We start from the raw sequence: 15,322 nt of genomic DNA on the forward strand, positions 1-15,322 counted from the left end.
AGAATGTCGGAAATGACCAATAAACTCATTGTGGTTGTCTTGGATGGACTTAGATATGATGCTGCTCGCAAGTACATGGGGTATCTGGAGCATCTTGTGGAGCAAGGATCCTTATCTTGTTATCGAGTGCAGTCAGAATTACCCAGTCTATCACGCCCGCTTTATGAAGTGCTCTTAACGGGTACACCCGTGTCCAAAAATGGAATTACGGCCAACCATATTGTGAGACCAAGCCATGAAGAAAGTGTATTTCATCTGGCAGTGGGCGCTAATTTGCGTACAGCTGCTGTTGCCTATCATTGGGTCAGTGAGCTTTATAATTCAGCCCCTTTTGATCCGCTGGCTGATCGTCATCAGCATAATGTGATGAAACCGATACAGCATGGGAGCTTTTATTTCGAAGATCACTATCCTGACAGCCATGTGTTTGCCGACGCTGTGTATTTACGGAGTGCTTATGATCCGCATTTTATATACATTCACTCCATGAATATAGATGATGCCGGGCATCGTTATGGCGGGGAGAGTAAGGAATATGAGCTTTCCGTGCGTAATGCCGACGGTCTGCTGGCCACTGTTTTGCCCATTTGGATGGAGCAGGGGTATAAGATTCTGATTACGGCCGATCATGGAATGAACGCAAACGGGTACCATGGTGGGGTCACCTCTTCCGAGCGGGATGTGCCGTTATATACGTTTGGAGTAGATGTGTTGTCTTCCGAAAAAGAGGATCAAGTAATTCCCCAGTTGCGGTTAGCGCCGCTAATGTGCCATTGCTTGGGGCTTGCTCCTTCGGCTGCAATGAGCAAGGAAGGCTTGTCTCCTTTTGTACAGAAGCAATTACATCATGAAGGTGCTGAGCCCTTGCCACTGGGATAAAAATTATAATAGGCAAGCACAATAAAAATCATATACGGGAACGCTGGATTTTTGTATACTAAATAGTATATTTTACCTATTAGGAGGTTGTCTTTTGAGTGCTTCTAGAGCTTTGAAATGGATTACAGGCTCATTTGAAATTATTTTGGCAATTCCAATTCTGGGTGCTGCTATTGTAATTGGCACTGCGTACTCTGCACTGGGATTGATGTTTATTCTTCATCTAGTTACTCTGATTTTATCTTCAAAGAACAATGAATCTATCTATGGTTCAGTGCTCGGGATTGTAACTTCTTTACTCGCTTGGATTCCATTCGTGGGATGGGTATTACATTTGATTACAGGGATTCTGTTGATGGTAAGTGGCGGACAGAAGACCCGTTATCCTTCGAATCATAACTATCCACAATAATTAAAATCAGCCTAATACAGCCCGATTCGGACGTTTGTCCGATCGGGCTGTATTCATGTTATAATGAGGGCACATTTTAGCATGAAGCACTTACGAAAGGAGGCACATCCATATGGAAGTAACAGCACAAGATGTAGCGGAATGGATGGTTAAGGAAATTCGGTTTACGGGTACCTTGTATCAGACCGCGGCGATTGAATATGTGAAAGAGAATTTTGGGGAACAATTTGTATTTGTGAATGAGAATGGCAATGCCTCACTGTCCAAGGAAGTAAAGAAAGCTTTCCGAAAGCTGCACGGCGGCAAAATCGCGTGGGATCGCGATGGATTTTTGTGGGCGTGGACTTAAGCCGAAACATGGCGTTATATATCAAAAAGCAAGTTTCCAGGGAAGAGGAAACTTGCTTTTTTTTTGTGAGAATCATACTGGAACTTCTCTCTGATCCTTTGCCATAGGCGAGCTACATAGAGGGCAGGGCTTCGAGGTTAGATGGTCCTCGGCTCCGCCAGCTTTCATGCGTGTCCAACCAGGACAGCTGCTGCCCGTGCAATTCCATACCGGAACGACATGGGTTTTTGTTGTGGTTGTTCGGCTGGTCGGCAAGGCTCTTGTCGTCACTGTTCTTGTTGTTACTGCTCTACCCACCGTAGTTGCTGCTGTGGAAGAAACAGCTGAACGAAAGGCGGATAACATGAAGCGGGAAACCTCCGCTTTTTTACCGCGATGCTGTGCAGGTGAGCTGATAAACAGCTCCTCTCGGGCTCTCGTAACGGCCACATACGCCAGTCTCCGTTCCTCCTCCAGCGCGGCTAGGCTTGAAGCTCCGCTGCTTCCGGCAGCAAGCTTGCGATCTTTTAACCGGTCACCCTCCAGTGCAGAGCTATGCGGAAGAATCCCCTCAGACGCTCCAATTAAAAACACAACAGGGAACTCTAGCCCTTTTGATTTATGAATGGTCATTAGTGCAATCCGGTTGCCTTGCTCTTTAGTACCTGGTTGGCGATTATGCTCGTTACGCTCCGTGACATTATCTATGAAATCAAGAAAGGCAGGGATGCTGTCGAAACGTGCCGCGGAAGATTCTAGCTCATCTAGCATTTCTTTTAGCGTCTCGCGATGTAAGGTTGCTTGATGCCGTTCATTCGCTTCGATGAAATAATCGTAGAATTGGGTACGAATCTGCCGAATTGCTTGTATTGGGGTCAGTTCGCGTATATTCCGGATTAGATCAAGCCGATCTCTTAGCTTAGTTCCCTTGAAGTCTTCCATGCCAGGCATAGACAATAGGTGGATTAACGGTCCTTGTTTGGGCTGTCTAGCCTCCATCTGGCGGATGTGATTCATGCCTTTTTCACGATTCATATATAGCGTCGGCAGGATGTTCTCCATTGCTGCAAAATTCCGCCGATTCACGGAGAGTCGCAAATGATCCAGCACCGGAGAGATCAGCCAGTGCTCGTACAGTAATTGCCCTTCACCATAATCAATATAGGGAATGTCGCGTAAAAGGAGTAGTTCGAGAACGGCCCGATTGCTGCTCGACGCCCGGTACAACATGGCGAAGTCGCTATATTCTCTTTTGCCGCTAGAGACCTCGTTTAAAATATGCTCGATCATCTGCTCCGCTTCTTCATCTGCAGTTTGCGGACGCATATATCGTGGCTGACTTCCACTACCTTTTGCGGCTTGCAGGGTTTTGGAGCGTCGGCGTGTATTGTGCCGGATAATGCCGTTGCCAAGTCCCACAATAGCTGGGCCTGAGCGGTAGTTGATATCGAGAGTAATAACCTTTGCTCCCGGATAGAGTTTTTCGAACTCTAAAATGAACTCACTGCGCGCTCCGTTGAAGGAATAAATCGTCTGGTCATCGTCACCAACCACCATTAGATTATGCTGTGGGTGAGCGACCATTTTGACAAGCTCGTACTGCAAGGCGTTCGTATCTTGGAACTCATCGACCATCACGTACAGATATCTCATCTGCAACTCTTGCAAAAGCACCGGACGCTCCTTCAGCATCCGATAAGCGATTAAGAGGACATCATCGAAGTCGATTTTGAAATTGTCTAGTTTCCATTGTTCGTATATTTCCAGAATGGATTTCATTTCTTTTTCGGCGGTGGTGCTTTCTGGCAGATCTTCCACGGTGCCCATGTTCATTTTGCAGGAAGAGAGCAGTGAGAGTAGGGTTTCCGGTGGATAAGCATCCTTCGGCAGTCCGAGCTCACGCATGATCTGCTTCAATAGGATGTGCTGGCGCCGTGTCTCACTGAAAATCTCCTGCTGCAATCCCTGTCTGCGCAAGAAAAACAAGAAAAAAGAATGAAACGTACGAGCCTGTAGCCGCGCGACGTCAGCTGTGCTGACTCCGGGGAGCAGGGCGATTCGTTCGCGCATTTCTGCCGCGGCTTTACTCGAGAAAGTCAGCAATAGCAGCTGACTCGGCGAGACGCCGCGCACGGACAACAAATAACCGGTTCTGCAGATCAGAACCGAGGTTTTGCCGGAGCCTGCGCCGGCCAGTGTCAGCAGCGGCCCTTTATGATGCCGCACTGCGGCAATCTGCGGGCGGTTGAGCAGGATGCCGCCTTCCTCCAGCCTACGGAAATAAGCGGAGTCTCCCTCTTCCCGCTTCACCAGCTCCTTGCTGGTCTGTGCTGAAGCTACAGCTGCCTGCGGGATGCGTTCGCCGGTAGCACCCAGCGGGATATTATGAAATAAGAGCTTATTCAATAGATTCACCTTCATATATTTCTGTATAGAGTGAGCTCAACAAAACTAGTTAGAGGATGGTTGAGTCCATCTTAAAATGTGCCGTTTAAAATATGCTATAAATTTAGCCAATCTACAATATACCATCCCAGCGTTTTTGCTGCACAGAAAAAAATGCTGGATATCGTGTGGGTGAAAGGAGGAGTTTGGCTGTGGGAGTGGGGCTCCAATGGGCAAAATGTACGGTATAAATCGTGTAGAAATACTGGAATTGGGGGCTCTATGTGCGGTATAAATCCGTAGAAAAGCTGGAATGGGCTTCATGAGCGAAAAGAAGGGTATAAATCCCCCCTTGTCCTCTCTTAAGTTTACAGTGTAGCCCATTCCCTTTCCTTATCATCCTCATATCCTAAAGCAAAATCATGATATGGAGATGACCGTACGTATGCCCTCACCCAATAAGGTCCGCATAAGACATGCCGTTACCATAGATGTGCTTATTCCGGCTATCGAGAAGGATTTGGCTACCCTCCCTTATGTTATTGACGCTGTCCGAACTCATGTTAAGCATCCGATAGGTCGAATACTGATTGTCGCACCAAAAAAGACACGGATATTGGATTTCTGCCGAAAAAAGGGCTGTACCTTTGTCGATGAGAATACAGTCCTTCCGATTACTAAAAAAGATATCCATTACCGTTCACGGAAATGGGAAAGATCCGGTTGGTTGTTCCAGCAATTGTTGAAGCTGAATGGTGACAAGCTGTGTACGGCTGACTATTTTTTAGTCATCGATGCAGATACGGTCTTAATCGCTCCTCATCGTTTCCGTGAGAAGGGAAAGACGATTTTTTACAGCCGTAATTGGAGTCAGCCTCAGTACTTTACAACCTATAGGAAGCTAATGGGTAGGAGGGCGGCATCTGCTTCATCTTTTGTGACGCATTATATGCTGTTTGAGCGCAGCCAATTGGCTCAAATGAAAAGAGAGATTGAAGTGAAGCATCAGAAGCCTTGGTATTCGGCGATTTTACACAGTATGGACCGCACTAAGCAATTTGCTTTCTCTGAATTCGAAACCTATGCGAACTACTTGTATTCGAAGAATCGTGGGGGCATGAGGATCCAAAAAGCACGTAATAAAGGTCTCCATATGAATGCAGGCCAGCTATCCAAACAGAAGCTGAACGAGCTGGCGGAAAAGTATAGATCGTTGTCTTTTCATAAACGAAAGGGGTATGTGAGAACAACGAGCAGTAAGTCCGGCACAGGGGGGCGATAGGCTTGCAGATCGTGCTCCTTTCAGGGGGATCGGGAAAGAGGCTGTGGCCGTTGTCGAATGAAATCAGGTCAAAGGCATTCTTGAAACTTCTTCCAACAGAAAATGGCGGTATGGAGTCGATGATTGAGCGAGTATGCAGAGGGCTGGATGAGGCAGGATTGCTGGATTCAAGCTGTATTGTAACCCATAGCAGTCAGGTGGAGATTACTCGCAAATCTGTGGGGGATCAGGTTTCCTTATTGGCGGAGCCGCAAAAGCGGGGAACCTTTACTGCGGTTGCTCTGGCGGCGAGCTATTTGCACTCCGTGAAGAAAATAGATTTGGAAGAGATCGTAGTGGTCATTCCGGTGGATTCATATGTGGAGGCTTCTTTTTTTAAACAGCTTCAACAATTTCCCAGCGTGCTGTCCGAATCACAAGCGGATATTGCCCTGATCGGTGTTACGCCTGAATTCCCATCCACACAGTTCGGGTATATTTTACCCGGTGAAGGTTCGAGCGATATGTCCTTTTTAAATGTTAAGCAGTTTGCGGAGAAGCCAGACGAAGAGACGGCGGCAGGGTTCATTTCCCATGGAGGACTATGGAACTGCGGGGTGTTTTCCTGCTCACTAGGCTACCTGCTCTCAAGTATGATAGAACGGAGCCTCCCGGTTGATTACATGGAGCTATTGAAGCGTTATGACGAATTGCCAGAACGAAGTTTTGACTATGAGGTGCTGGAACATACACGGCGAGCGGTAGTTATCCCTTATACCGGAGTCTGGGCCGATATTGGCAGTTGGGATGCGCTTACCCCTCATTTGCAGGAAAAGGTAATTGGCAGGGGGAGCATTTCTGAGGATTCAAAAGGAACCCATTTGGTGAACGAGCTCTCTTGTCCCGTGCATATCATCGGAGCTCCGGGATTAATCGTGGCGGCAGGTCCAGATGGCATTTTGGTTGCTGGGATCGAGCAGGCGAAACGGATTAAGCAGAAGCTGGAGGGGCATGCTGCAAAGCCGATGATTGAAGAAAAGCGGTGGGGAAGCTCTCGCATCCTGGATTTCTCACGAACAGCAGCAGGAGTTGAGGTCACGACCTCCAAAATTACCATGTTGGCAGGGAAGCACACTAGCTATCATTTTCACAGGCATACCAAAGAAATATGGTCTTTTCTTTCTGGAAATGGAGAGTACCGTATGAACGGCGTTCTTCATGGGGTTGCTGCCGGAGACACGGTCATGGTACCTGCTGGATCGAGACATGGTTTGCGGGCGCTTACCCCGCTAGAATTGATCATTATTGAACTGGTGGCATTTCCTGACGTGGGGGATTATGTACGTGTTTGTGCTGAATGGGAGGGGGAGGACAACTCCCTTGATCATTTGAGGTGAAATAGGTGTGGAAGAGAGGTACAAACAGCACCGTGAGCATAACTGCCCACGGTGCTATTTGTGTACACGCAACGTAACAAAGGAATCACTTTTGAGATTCTCTGCTCAAATTCAAAAGATGCTCAAGTCCTACCGCCACTCCATCTTCCTCATTGCTGACGGTAACGAATTCAGCCATTTCCTTGAGTATCGGAGCTGCATTAGCCATGGCAATTCGGTAGCCAGCCACCTCGAACATCGGTTGATCATTATAGCTGTCACCCATTACGGCTACATCCTTTAGTGGGATTCCATAATGGGCGGCGAGCATAGCTACACCGGAGCCTTTGTTGGCATCTTCGTGGTTAATCTCGATATTGTTGACATGGGAGGCTGTGATAATGAGGCCAGGGATCGCGGCAAAGCGGGTGGAGGCTTCTTTGAGCAGTTCACGGTTTAGAGAAAAAGCTAACGTTTTATAAATGACGTTTTCCTCTTTGCTCCAGATCTCTTCCATACTCTCTACGTAAGTTACCGCTGCTTGTTGAAACTGCTGATCGATCATTGCTTTTAGCAGCCAGCTGACTTCCTCTGGGACTTCTTCTTCACTTAATGCAGATAATTTCTCTAATCTAACCCGTTTATTTAGTTCTACATATACGTTGTCCTCTGTGTATACTTCGTAATACAAATCCGGAATTTCATTCATCCAGCGTAACGCAGGAATAATGTCTTCCTTATTCAGCGGTGTACTTGCTGCGAGCGTGCGGTCAGACAGTGTGACTACTGCGCCATTCAGACTGACCACAGGGCATTCCAGATCCGCTAGCCGTAGCTGTCGTTCCGCATCCATAAAAGAGCGTCCCGTAGCAATAATTACGATATGACCTAAATTTTGAGCCTTTATAATCGCCTCGCGGTTCTTTGGGCTAATTTGTCCTTCTTCGTTCAGCAATGTTCCATCCATATCTAAAGCAATCAGCATAGTGTATGATCTCCTTATCCAGTCTTAGTTGTCCCCTTCGCGGGCCAGTGAAAACGTTACTTGTATCTTATCATTAATATTCTGAAAACCAAAAACACCTTTTCATTCATTTATAATCGTATATTTTTAGAAAATAGTTCAGTCGTGGTACAATAGTTGTCAAACTAATCGACTAACCGAGTCTATCGTCAGTTCATGTTCGTGGGACGTGATCCGCCGATATTTTTCCTGCGTAAGGACATCGGTAGCTGTATATGTAAGGGGGACTAATCGTGAGATCCAAAAACTTGGCCACCATGTCACTAGCTTTTATGGCATGTGGGTTTCTGATTACACTATTTCTACCTGAAAATCTCGCTGTGATTCTACTAAGAGGTGGATTTGAGGCCGGGCTGGTCGGGGGGATTGCCGACTGGTTCGCAGTAACCGCGTTATTCCGTCATCCGATGGGGTTACGTATTCCACATACCTCATTGCTGCTCAAGAATCGCGATAAGATTATCCAGTCGTTAATTACTGCTATGGAGACTGAGCTGCTGAACAAAGAGAGTATTGAGAACAAGCTGCGCAAGTTTGGTATTATGTCTATGGGTTCCAAACTGCTGACGAAGTTCTTTAGTAAGAAGAAGGCGAGAGCCCAGATCCTAGAGCAGCTTAGCGAATTTGTGTCACGACTTCCGGTAGAGAAAGCTGTACCTTTTCTTCAAAAGGCAGCTTCCGATTATATTCGTGAAGCGGAGCTTGGGGTTGCGGCCGATAAAATTGTCACTAAATTAATGAACGATGGAAAAGATGTAGCGGCTCTGGATTATGCGCTGGAAGGGGTGTCTAACTGGAGCGGTCGTCCTGAAACGAAAGCTATGCTGGGTAAGATCGCCAGTGAGAAACTGGCTGAAGTGAAGCTTGGTGGACTTAAGGGGATGGCTTTTCAGGCTTTCGTTGGGTTTATGGATGCGGATATGCTTGGTGAAATGCTGCAAGGCATGCTACAGTCGGGTATTCGCGATTTTCGTGAAGAGGATAGTCCATATCGTGAAGAGATCATTCGAGAAATTCGGGTGGCACTGTTCCAGATTGTTAATGACGAGGCTAGAATGGCTTCTGTAAAAGAATGGGCACTAAATGAGCTTGAGGGAGAAGCGGCAACCGCTTTTCTGCATACTCAATTGGAGAACGTACGTAGCAAGGCACTCTCCTTGTTGGAAGAGGACCGGGCAGCTGGTGGACGCAAGTTATTTGCACTATATGCTCTGCTTGTGCGCCGTATTAGCAAGGAACAAGAGTGGATCGGCAGCTGGGAGGAGCGGATTCGCGCTTCATTAATTGCATTTGTAGAGGCTAACCACTACCGAATCGGTCTTTTGGTGAAAGAGAATCTGGATAGCATGGACGATGCTAGTCTAGTGAATATGCTGGAGGATAAAGTAGGTAAAGATCTTCAGTGGATTCGTGTGAACGGTGCCTTATGCGGTTTTGTTGTAGGGCTTGTTCTTACAGTTGTTCAATTTATTTAACTCAAAGTAGTCCGTCTCCAGTGATTGGAGGCGGACTACTTTTTTTTGAAATATAAGAAAGTATAAGTTTCGCACCATACTTTATGTCTTATATTTCCCGTTTATACTTGTAGGATTCTATTGTTGTACTAATGTATCTTTGATAAATGCGTTCCAAATCAGTTGCTGTACGGTGCCAATTGAAGACCTCAAGCGCATCTGCTCTTCCTTGTTTCCCGATGGTTGCTGCTAACTCCGGATTCCGGCCTAGTCGCAGCAAATATCTAGCGAAGGGCAAGGCCTCGCGATATCGTTCCACCAGATAGCCGTTATGGCCGGAATCGATAATCTCACGGATACCTCCATTGCTAGAAGCGATGACGGGCAGTCCCGAGGCCATAGCCTCTACATTAACAAGTCCAAAGGATTCATGACTCTGAGAAGGACATACAAAGCAATCGGCGGCTTGATAAAGGGTATGAATATCTTCATGAGCTACATTTCCAAGGAAAGAGACGGGTACTCCCAGCCGCCTTGCAAGCAGCTTCAGCTGACGCATATACGAAGGGTTGCCTTTGCCTGCAATTACAAGATGAACGGGAAGATGTTTATTTAAATGGTACATAGCGCGTATCAATATGGGTACCCCTTTGCGGGGAATGACTCGACCGACGAATAAGACGGTAAAGGCCTTCGGGAGTCTGTAAAGTCTGCGAAGATGATATTTTTCCTGTGTGCCTACAGGAGTGAATCGATCAAGATCTGCTCCTAGCAGGACAATACGGATTTCATTGTCTAATTGAGGGAATCGGTGAGTTAGTCTTCGTTGTAGAGAGTGGCTATTCGCAATAATCAGATCTGCTTTTGCCAGGGCTCTAGCAGTCTTATCTGTGTCCGGTGTGAATGTAAGAGAATGCAGAAATAGAAATACCGGAAGATGTGGGAGCTCTTTCTTTACAGCAGACATAAGATGGGGGCGATTATCAATCTGAACGATATCAAATGACTCATTCTGAATATAGTCTAATACCGAAGTACGATAATGGACGGGAGTACTTGCAGGCAACCGAATGATTCTGACCTGCTCTAATATTGAGGCATCGGGCAGTCCCGGCGCTATTCGGCTCACAATGGTAACCTTATGTTTCTCAGCCAGCCGTCTGGCAATGGCCCAAATGCAAATTTCTACTGAACCGTCTCCCGGAACCGGGAGCCGTTCCGGCGCAATAATACAAATATGCATGGTTCATGCCTCCTCTGATCCGCTAATGGTTATCCTCTTCCCACCATATGCAGCTTTAGTATCTGGAGATACATCTGAAAGCGGAGAGGGCGTTCAACCCATGCCATTCATATTGCCGATGCATAAAATACTAAGGCTAAGCAAGGCTGTGATCATTATTTGAGTGATAGGGGAGAGGGCAATTGGGAACGAAGTCAAAGTCGGCGTTGACCAGCAAATGGATTAAAACCAAGGTGCTCATGCAAAGTTCCGAGATTTCACCGCTGATTCCAGAGACTGTAAGGTTTAGTAAAGCCAACTTAAAGACGATGCTGCTAAAATATGGGATGATTTACGTTAAGCCGGAACACGGTACTTACGGTAATGGTGTGATGAAGGTTGAACAGAGTAAGGACTCTCATGGAACAGAATACAAATACCAAAGTGGAACAAAGATAAAAACGTTTGGAGTCTATGACACCTTTTATTCATCCCTTAAGAAAGCGACACGCGGACGTAGTTACTTGATTCAGAGAGGAATTGTTTTGCTGAAGCATGGTAAGCATCGCTTTGACATCCGTGTGATGGTCCAGCTCAGTCCGCGTGGCAAATGGGAAACTACCGGATTGATTGGCCGAGTAGCTGAGAAAGGCAAGATTGTTACCAATTATCATAACGGTGGTACGCTAATGTCTATGGAGAAGCTGCTGTCGCCTTATTTGAACGATGCTCAGCAAGCTCAGATGCTTAAGATATTGAGAAAGCTAGGTGAGGATACCGGACGTTTCTACCATAAGAAATATCCTGGGTTTAAACAGATTGGTGTAGATGTAGGATTAGATAATCACATGACGCCTTGGATTATTGAAGTGAATACTAGCCCGGATCCGTATATTTTCAAACATCTTTCTAATAAAAGCATGTACCGCAAAGTGATGGCTTATCGCAGAGCAAATGAGAAGAAGAAGACCGTTAGCTGATTTGTTTCTTTGTATTCGCTATAACAAGGGAAACCTTTTGTTCCAGCTCAATTATTTTTTGTTTGTGGGTTGCGATCTGACGATAACCAGAGACCAGTGAAGATAGGGATTGGGTGGTTAGCGTAAGATTTTGTTTACGAATCGCTGCTTTAAAGTCCGTCCAATCTGCTGAGACACGTTTGTTTAACGAGGTGATCACGCTCTTGTTAGATTTGATCGTGATTTGAGGACTTTCAATGCCAGCTAAGGTTTTGCGAGCTTCAGCTATCTTTTGGGTACGTGTTTTTTTCGCAGCGTTTAGCTGATTCTGCTTATCGCTGATCTCTTGGCGTGCCAACTGAACCAAGATCTTCATAGCGTCACCTTGGGCACGCAGTACGGTATTCAAGGTCTTATCCTTAAGAGTCTTGGCGATACTAATTCGCTTGTTAAGCGCACTATACTGATCAAATAAGGGCTGATAGCGTTGCTTACAGCTCTTAACGGAGGCTTCCAAGCGGTTCACTACTTCAAGATCGATCTCTTTCATTTGTTGACGTACAACAACTAGCGACTGCTCATTGTTGTAGTGGAGGATTCGAATTTGCTCCTCGCGCTGATCATACTGCAGCTTTAAGGTGGATAAATCATTGTAAAGAGAAGTCAGCTTAACCCTGGCAGGACCATCTGCCGTTGCGGCCGTCAGATCAAAAGCCGCTTTAACAGAGGGGGTTAATTCTGTTGTGGATGCAGCAATAGCTCCAGATGATGTGCTTAGCAGTAGCAGGATCGCCAGCAGTAATAAGGGCACCGACTTTAATGTTTTCATTTGTTCTCCTCCTATTGTCGTAACCTAATGGCAACAAAAAAAAGCACCCGTAGCAAAGGCAAAAGCCTTTATTACGGGTGCTTCCAGCGTAATAGGTCACGAACGATATTATTATGTTTAATAATAGTTTGCCCCAGGCCATCCAGTCAATATTTAAAATTAAACTATTCCCTATTCAAAATGATACGCAGGGCATTTCTATACTCACTTCTCTTATCGTATACTGAACTTAGGATGGAATAAAGGATGCAACGTTCGCAACAAAGGAGGTCTGGCGTAGATGGATAACGCGGTAGAATACAGCACAATGTTGGAACATGCATTTATGAGGTCGCCAGAGGGAATAGCCGTACTGTCTTTGAACGATGGTAAGGGCAACTGGCTAAAGGTCAATCCGGCTTTTTGCAATTTACTTGGCTTTACTGAAGCTGAGTTTCTTGCTGGGGCTATTTTTGCAGAAATGGAAAATAGACAGACGTCTTCGAAAGAGCTTTCCTATAGATTGGTGATGGACGAGCTTCAGAATTCTCCAGCAGGGAGCTGGAAGAAGGAAGAATGCTTTTACAAAGGGGATCACCCGGTATGGCTTTCCCTGACATTCTCAGGATTTGGAACAACAGGACAAGCCCCTTCGTGTATTATTGTGTACGCCGAAGATATTACAGACCGAAAGATTGCAGACCAACAAATGGAAGATCAACGAGATCTAGAGGAACAGATTTATCAAAGTGAACGTAATTATAGATTGATGTCCGAGAATTCGCTGGATTTAATCTCGCGTCATGCAGTTGAAGAGCGCAAACAGTTCGAATTCAAGCTTCAAGAGAATGAACAGCGCTATAAATCCTTATTTGAATATAATCCTTCTGCTGTGTACTCCATGAATTTGCAAGGGGATTATTTAACAGCCAATGCGAATCTGGAGAAACTGACAGGGTATTCGCTGGAAGAACTGATCGGAATGTACTTTGGTCCCGTTGTGCATGAGAAGGACATGGAGAAGACGCTGTATCATTTTAACTTAGCCGCTAAGGGCTATCCTCAAAGCTATGATCTGACACTTATTCATAAAGAAGGCCATTTTATAGAGATTAATACCACTAATATTCCGATCATTGTAGACGATCAAGTGGTAGGCGTATACGGTATTTCCCGTGACATTACGGAACGTATAAGATATACGGAACAAATCGAAAAGCTAAGCAATGAATACACCCTTATTTTAAATGCGGTTTCGGAGGGTATTTTTGGACTCGATATGGAGGAGAAGGTGACCTTCATCAACCCAGCAGGTTTGCATATGCTCGGCTATGAACATGATGAGATTATGGGTCATACCTATCTAGATCATATTCAGCAGACAGCGCTTGATGGGATCCATTACCGGCCAGAGGAGTCGCCATTAATCAAAGCCATTAGGTCAGGGCGATCTTACCAGAGCAAGGATGCAGTCTTATGGCGTAAAGATGGCACGAGCTTTCTTGCAGAGTACCAGGTAACGCCTCTTTTTGATAAAGGTGAATCTAAGGGTGTTGTAGTCGTGTTCAGGGATATTACAGATGAGAAGGAGATCATTCGTGCCAAGGAATCTGCGGAAAAAGCGGACCAGGCTAAATCAGAGTTTCTGGCCATTATGAGCCATGAAATACGCACGCCTATGAACGGCATTGTGGGGATGACTGATCTGCTTGCCGAGACAGAACTAGATGAAGAACAACGTGAGTACACAAATATTATTAAGGAGAGCAGTAGCTCTCTTCTATATATTCTGAATGAAATTCTCGATTACAGTAAAATTGAGGCCGGAAAAATGATGATCGTACATGAGCCCGTGCATCTTCGAGAGGTACTGGACAGTGTAACGGATCTATTTATGGCTAAGGCTTTGGAAAAAAATCTTGAGCTGTCTTACAGCATGGCACCAGGAGTTCCTACGTTCATTATGGGAGATGCAGGACGATTACGTCAGGTATTGGTTAATCTGGTTAGCAATGCGATTAAATTTACTGACCGAGGCAATGTCTGTATTTACGTGGAGCGGAATTTGTCCGTGGTTTCAAAGAAATCGACTTTGAAGTTTAATGTCAGAGACACGGGGATAGGTATTCCTTTAGAAAAGCAGCATCAGTTATTTCAATCATTCTACCAGCTGCACTCCTCGTTTAATCGTAAGTATGCTGGGACGGGTTTAGGACTAGCCATTTGCAAAAAGCTCGTCGAGCTGATGGGCGGAGCCATTGCGGTGGAGAGTAGCGAAGGAGAGGGCTCTAATTTCTATTTCACGCTACAGATTAATCCTGAAAGCGGAGATGAGAGTGATGAAGAAATAGTTGCTCAGACAGAGCAGAAACCCGCTCAGGAAATGGAATCAGGATTTGATTTAGAGGTACCTATGGATGCTGGTGAAAATGTGATTCTACTCCCGGAGGGCAATGCCCTTTCAGCTTCTAAGCCGATTTCTTCAAAAGGAGAAATGTCCTGATGAAGCATAGAAACTCCAGTCTCAGCAACAAACTACCGGCGGATCCATACACACAGTGGGAGGCTGGGGTTTCATCTCCGTCTTCTGCTTGTGGACCTGCGACAATGGCAGCTTTAACCGAGTATTGGAATACCCAGCTAGGAATGGACTTTATTCGTGGCACAGGTCATTTTCACTCCAAAGCAGATCATATTAATTACATATACAGTCATCACGGAGGAACCCCTTTAGGCATGAGTACACGTCGTTTTGTAAAGGGAATCACAGCTTATATCAACGCTTCAATCTCGCCAGAGGGGGAGTATAAGCTATCTATCTCTACTTTTAACGATTTCGATGTGTATAAAGCGGAGATTGATGCAGGTCGACCAGTCGCTGTTAAATTTGATAAATGGTTTAATTTTCGGTGGAGAGGGAGCTTTGCTTACGACTACCACTGGGTATTAGGTATAGGATATGAGGTGCCTGATAACGGGGATCGTCCAATTCTCATCATTCAGGATAATGGTGTGAGGTATAAGGACGGAAGAATTGCTCTTTGTAAAGAACGGCGCATTCCATATTATTCGAATAAAGACATCATTACGATGGTAGGTTTGAATATCTTAGAAACACCTAGTTAATCGCGATCTGCTAAGGGAATTCCTCTGGAAAAATGATCTAATTATTTTGAGTCCAAACGTTTGCACAAATGCGAGGATCATACTATAA

The 15,322-nt window shown here is 45.6% G+C and carries 13 protein-coding genes; 9 read left to right on the forward strand and 4 right to left on the reverse strand.

The genetic code is table 11. The annotated features are described in order from the left end of the window. Positions 1-3: 3 nt before the first annotated feature. The 3 genes from ACN6MV_RS01615 to ACN6MV_RS01625 all read left to right on the forward strand — a co-directional run bounded on the left by ACN6MV_RS01615 (position 4) and on the right by ACN6MV_RS01625 (position 1,640). Positions 4-879: an alkaline phosphatase family protein gene (locus ACN6MV_RS01615; protein WP_042123495.1), complete on the forward strand. Its 876-nt coding sequence runs from the start codon at positions 4-6 to the stop codon at positions 877-879. 94 nt (positions 880-973) lie between these two features. Next, positions 974-1,291, forward strand: a complete 318-nt coding sequence (locus tag ACN6MV_RS01620) for a hypothetical protein (protein ID WP_042123497.1) — start codon at positions 974-976, stop codon at positions 1,289-1,291. 112 nt (positions 1,292-1,403) lie between these two features. After that, complete coding sequence (locus tag ACN6MV_RS01625; RefSeq protein WP_042123499.1) at positions 1,404-1,640, forward strand: DUF6953 family protein; 237 nt, start codon at positions 1,404-1,406, stop codon at positions 1,638-1,640. Positions 1,641-1,712: 72 nt separating this feature from the next. Here the strand turns inward: ACN6MV_RS01625 and ACN6MV_RS01630 are convergent, their stop codons facing one another. Further along, positions 1,713-4,025, reverse strand: coding sequence for a UvrD-helicase domain-containing protein (locus ACN6MV_RS01630; RefSeq protein WP_042123501.1), 2,313 nt, complete (start codon positions 4,023-4,025; stop codon positions 1,713-1,715). A 424-nt stretch (positions 4,026-4,449) separates the two neighbouring features. On the opposite strand from ACN6MV_RS01630, the gene ACN6MV_RS01635 reads away from it, so the two are divergent. Together ACN6MV_RS01635 and ACN6MV_RS01640 are read left to right on the forward strand one after the other, a co-directional pair. Continuing rightward, positions 4,450-5,286 (forward strand): DUF6492 family protein, encoded by an 837-nt coding sequence (locus ACN6MV_RS01635; RefSeq protein ID WP_042123503.1) that lies wholly within the window; start codon positions 4,450-4,452, stop codon positions 5,284-5,286. Between the two features lie 11 nt (positions 5,287-5,297). Then, positions 5,298-6,662, forward strand: a complete 1,365-nt coding sequence (locus ACN6MV_RS01640; protein WP_231574210.1) for a sugar phosphate nucleotidyltransferase — start codon at positions 5,298-5,300, stop codon at positions 6,660-6,662. 85 nt (positions 6,663-6,747) lie between these two features. Here ACN6MV_RS01640 and ACN6MV_RS01645 read toward each other — a convergent pair whose 3' ends face one another. Continuing rightward, positions 6,748-7,626: a Cof-type HAD-IIB family hydrolase gene (locus ACN6MV_RS01645; protein WP_042123509.1), complete on the reverse strand. Its 879-nt coding sequence runs from the start codon at positions 7,624-7,626 to the stop codon at positions 6,748-6,750. Between the two features lie 272 nt (positions 7,627-7,898). On the opposite strand from ACN6MV_RS01645, the gene ACN6MV_RS01650 reads away from it, so the two are divergent. Beyond that, the gene (locus tag ACN6MV_RS01650; RefSeq protein WP_042123511.1) at positions 7,899-9,140 is read left to right on the forward strand and encodes a DUF445 domain-containing protein; all 1,242 of its coding nucleotides are present in this window, start codon (positions 7,899-7,901) and stop codon (positions 9,138-9,140) included. A gap of 88 nt (positions 9,141-9,228) precedes the next feature. On the opposite strand, the gene ACN6MV_RS01655 is transcribed toward ACN6MV_RS01650, so the two are convergent. Then, positions 9,229-10,362 carry a glycosyltransferase family 4 protein gene (locus tag ACN6MV_RS01655; protein ID WP_042123512.1) on the reverse strand — a complete coding sequence of 378 codons (1,134 nt, stop codon included), beginning with the start codon at positions 10,360-10,362 and terminating at the stop codon, positions 9,229-9,231. Between the two features lie 182 nt (positions 10,363-10,544). On the opposite strand from ACN6MV_RS01655, the gene ACN6MV_RS01660 reads away from it, so the two are divergent. After that, positions 10,545-11,321, forward strand: coding sequence for a YheC/YheD family protein (locus tag ACN6MV_RS01660; RefSeq protein WP_231574005.1), 777 nt, complete (start codon positions 10,545-10,547; stop codon positions 11,319-11,321). Here the strand turns inward: ACN6MV_RS01660 and ACN6MV_RS01665 are convergent. Beyond that, positions 11,314-12,129 carry a hypothetical protein gene (locus ACN6MV_RS01665; protein ID WP_042123515.1) on the reverse strand — a complete coding sequence of 272 codons (816 nt, stop codon included), beginning with the start codon at positions 12,127-12,129 and terminating at the stop codon, positions 11,314-11,316. The two genes, ACN6MV_RS01660 and ACN6MV_RS01665, sit on opposite strands and share 8 nt — an antisense overlap. 280 nt (positions 12,130-12,409) lie before the next feature. Here ACN6MV_RS01665 and ACN6MV_RS01670 point away from each other — a divergent pair, with 280 nt between their 5' ends. Further along, positions 12,410-14,611 carry a PAS domain S-box protein gene (locus ACN6MV_RS01670; protein ID WP_052414425.1) on the forward strand — a complete coding sequence of 734 codons (2,202 nt, stop codon included), beginning with the start codon at positions 12,410-12,412 and terminating at the stop codon, positions 14,609-14,611. Beyond that, positions 14,611-15,234 (forward strand): C39 family peptidase, encoded by a 624-nt coding sequence (locus ACN6MV_RS01675; RefSeq protein ID WP_052414426.1) that lies wholly within the window; start codon positions 14,611-14,613, stop codon positions 15,232-15,234. Before ACN6MV_RS01670 ends, ACN6MV_RS01675 begins: the two co-directional genes overlap by 1 nt. Positions 15,235-15,322 lie beyond the last annotated feature (88 nt).

This window comes from Paenibacillus sp. B-A-8 (genome assembly GCF_048572915.1).
In the GTDB taxonomy this organism is placed as follows: domain Bacteria; phylum Bacillota; class Bacilli; order Paenibacillales; family Paenibacillaceae; genus Paenibacillus_AQ.

What these genes read in the sequence shown, in the direction of transcription:
- ACN6MV_RS01615 (WP_042123495.1), top strand. Translation starts at nt 4, where the DNA reads ATGTCGGAAATGACCAATAAACTCATTGTGGTTGTCTTGGATGGACTT.
- ACN6MV_RS01625 (WP_042123499.1), top strand. Translation starts at nt 1,404, where the DNA reads ATGGAAGTAACAGCACAAGATGTAGCGGAATGGATGGTTAAGGAAATT.
- ACN6MV_RS01635 (WP_042123503.1), top strand. Translation starts at nt 4,450, where the DNA reads ATGCCCTCACCCAATAAGGTCCGCATAAGACATGCCGTTACCATAGAT.
- ACN6MV_RS01645 (WP_042123509.1), bottom strand. Translation starts at nt 7,626, where the DNA reads ATGCTGATTGCTTTAGATATGGATGGAACATTGCTGAACGAAGAAGGA.
- ACN6MV_RS01655 (WP_042123512.1), bottom strand. Translation starts at nt 10,362, where the DNA reads ATGCATATTTGTATTATTGCGCCGGAACGGCTCCCGGTTCCGGGAGAC.
- ACN6MV_RS01665 (WP_042123515.1), bottom strand. Translation starts at nt 12,129, where the DNA reads ATGAAAACATTAAAGTCGGTGCCCTTATTACTGCTGGCGATCCTGCTA.
- ACN6MV_RS01670 (WP_052414425.1), top strand. Translation starts at nt 12,410, where the DNA reads ATGGATAACGCGGTAGAATACAGCACAATGTTGGAACATGCATTTATG.
- ACN6MV_RS01675 (WP_052414426.1), top strand. Translation starts at nt 14,611, where the DNA reads ATGAAGCATAGAAACTCCAGTCTCAGCAACAAACTACCGGCGGATCCA.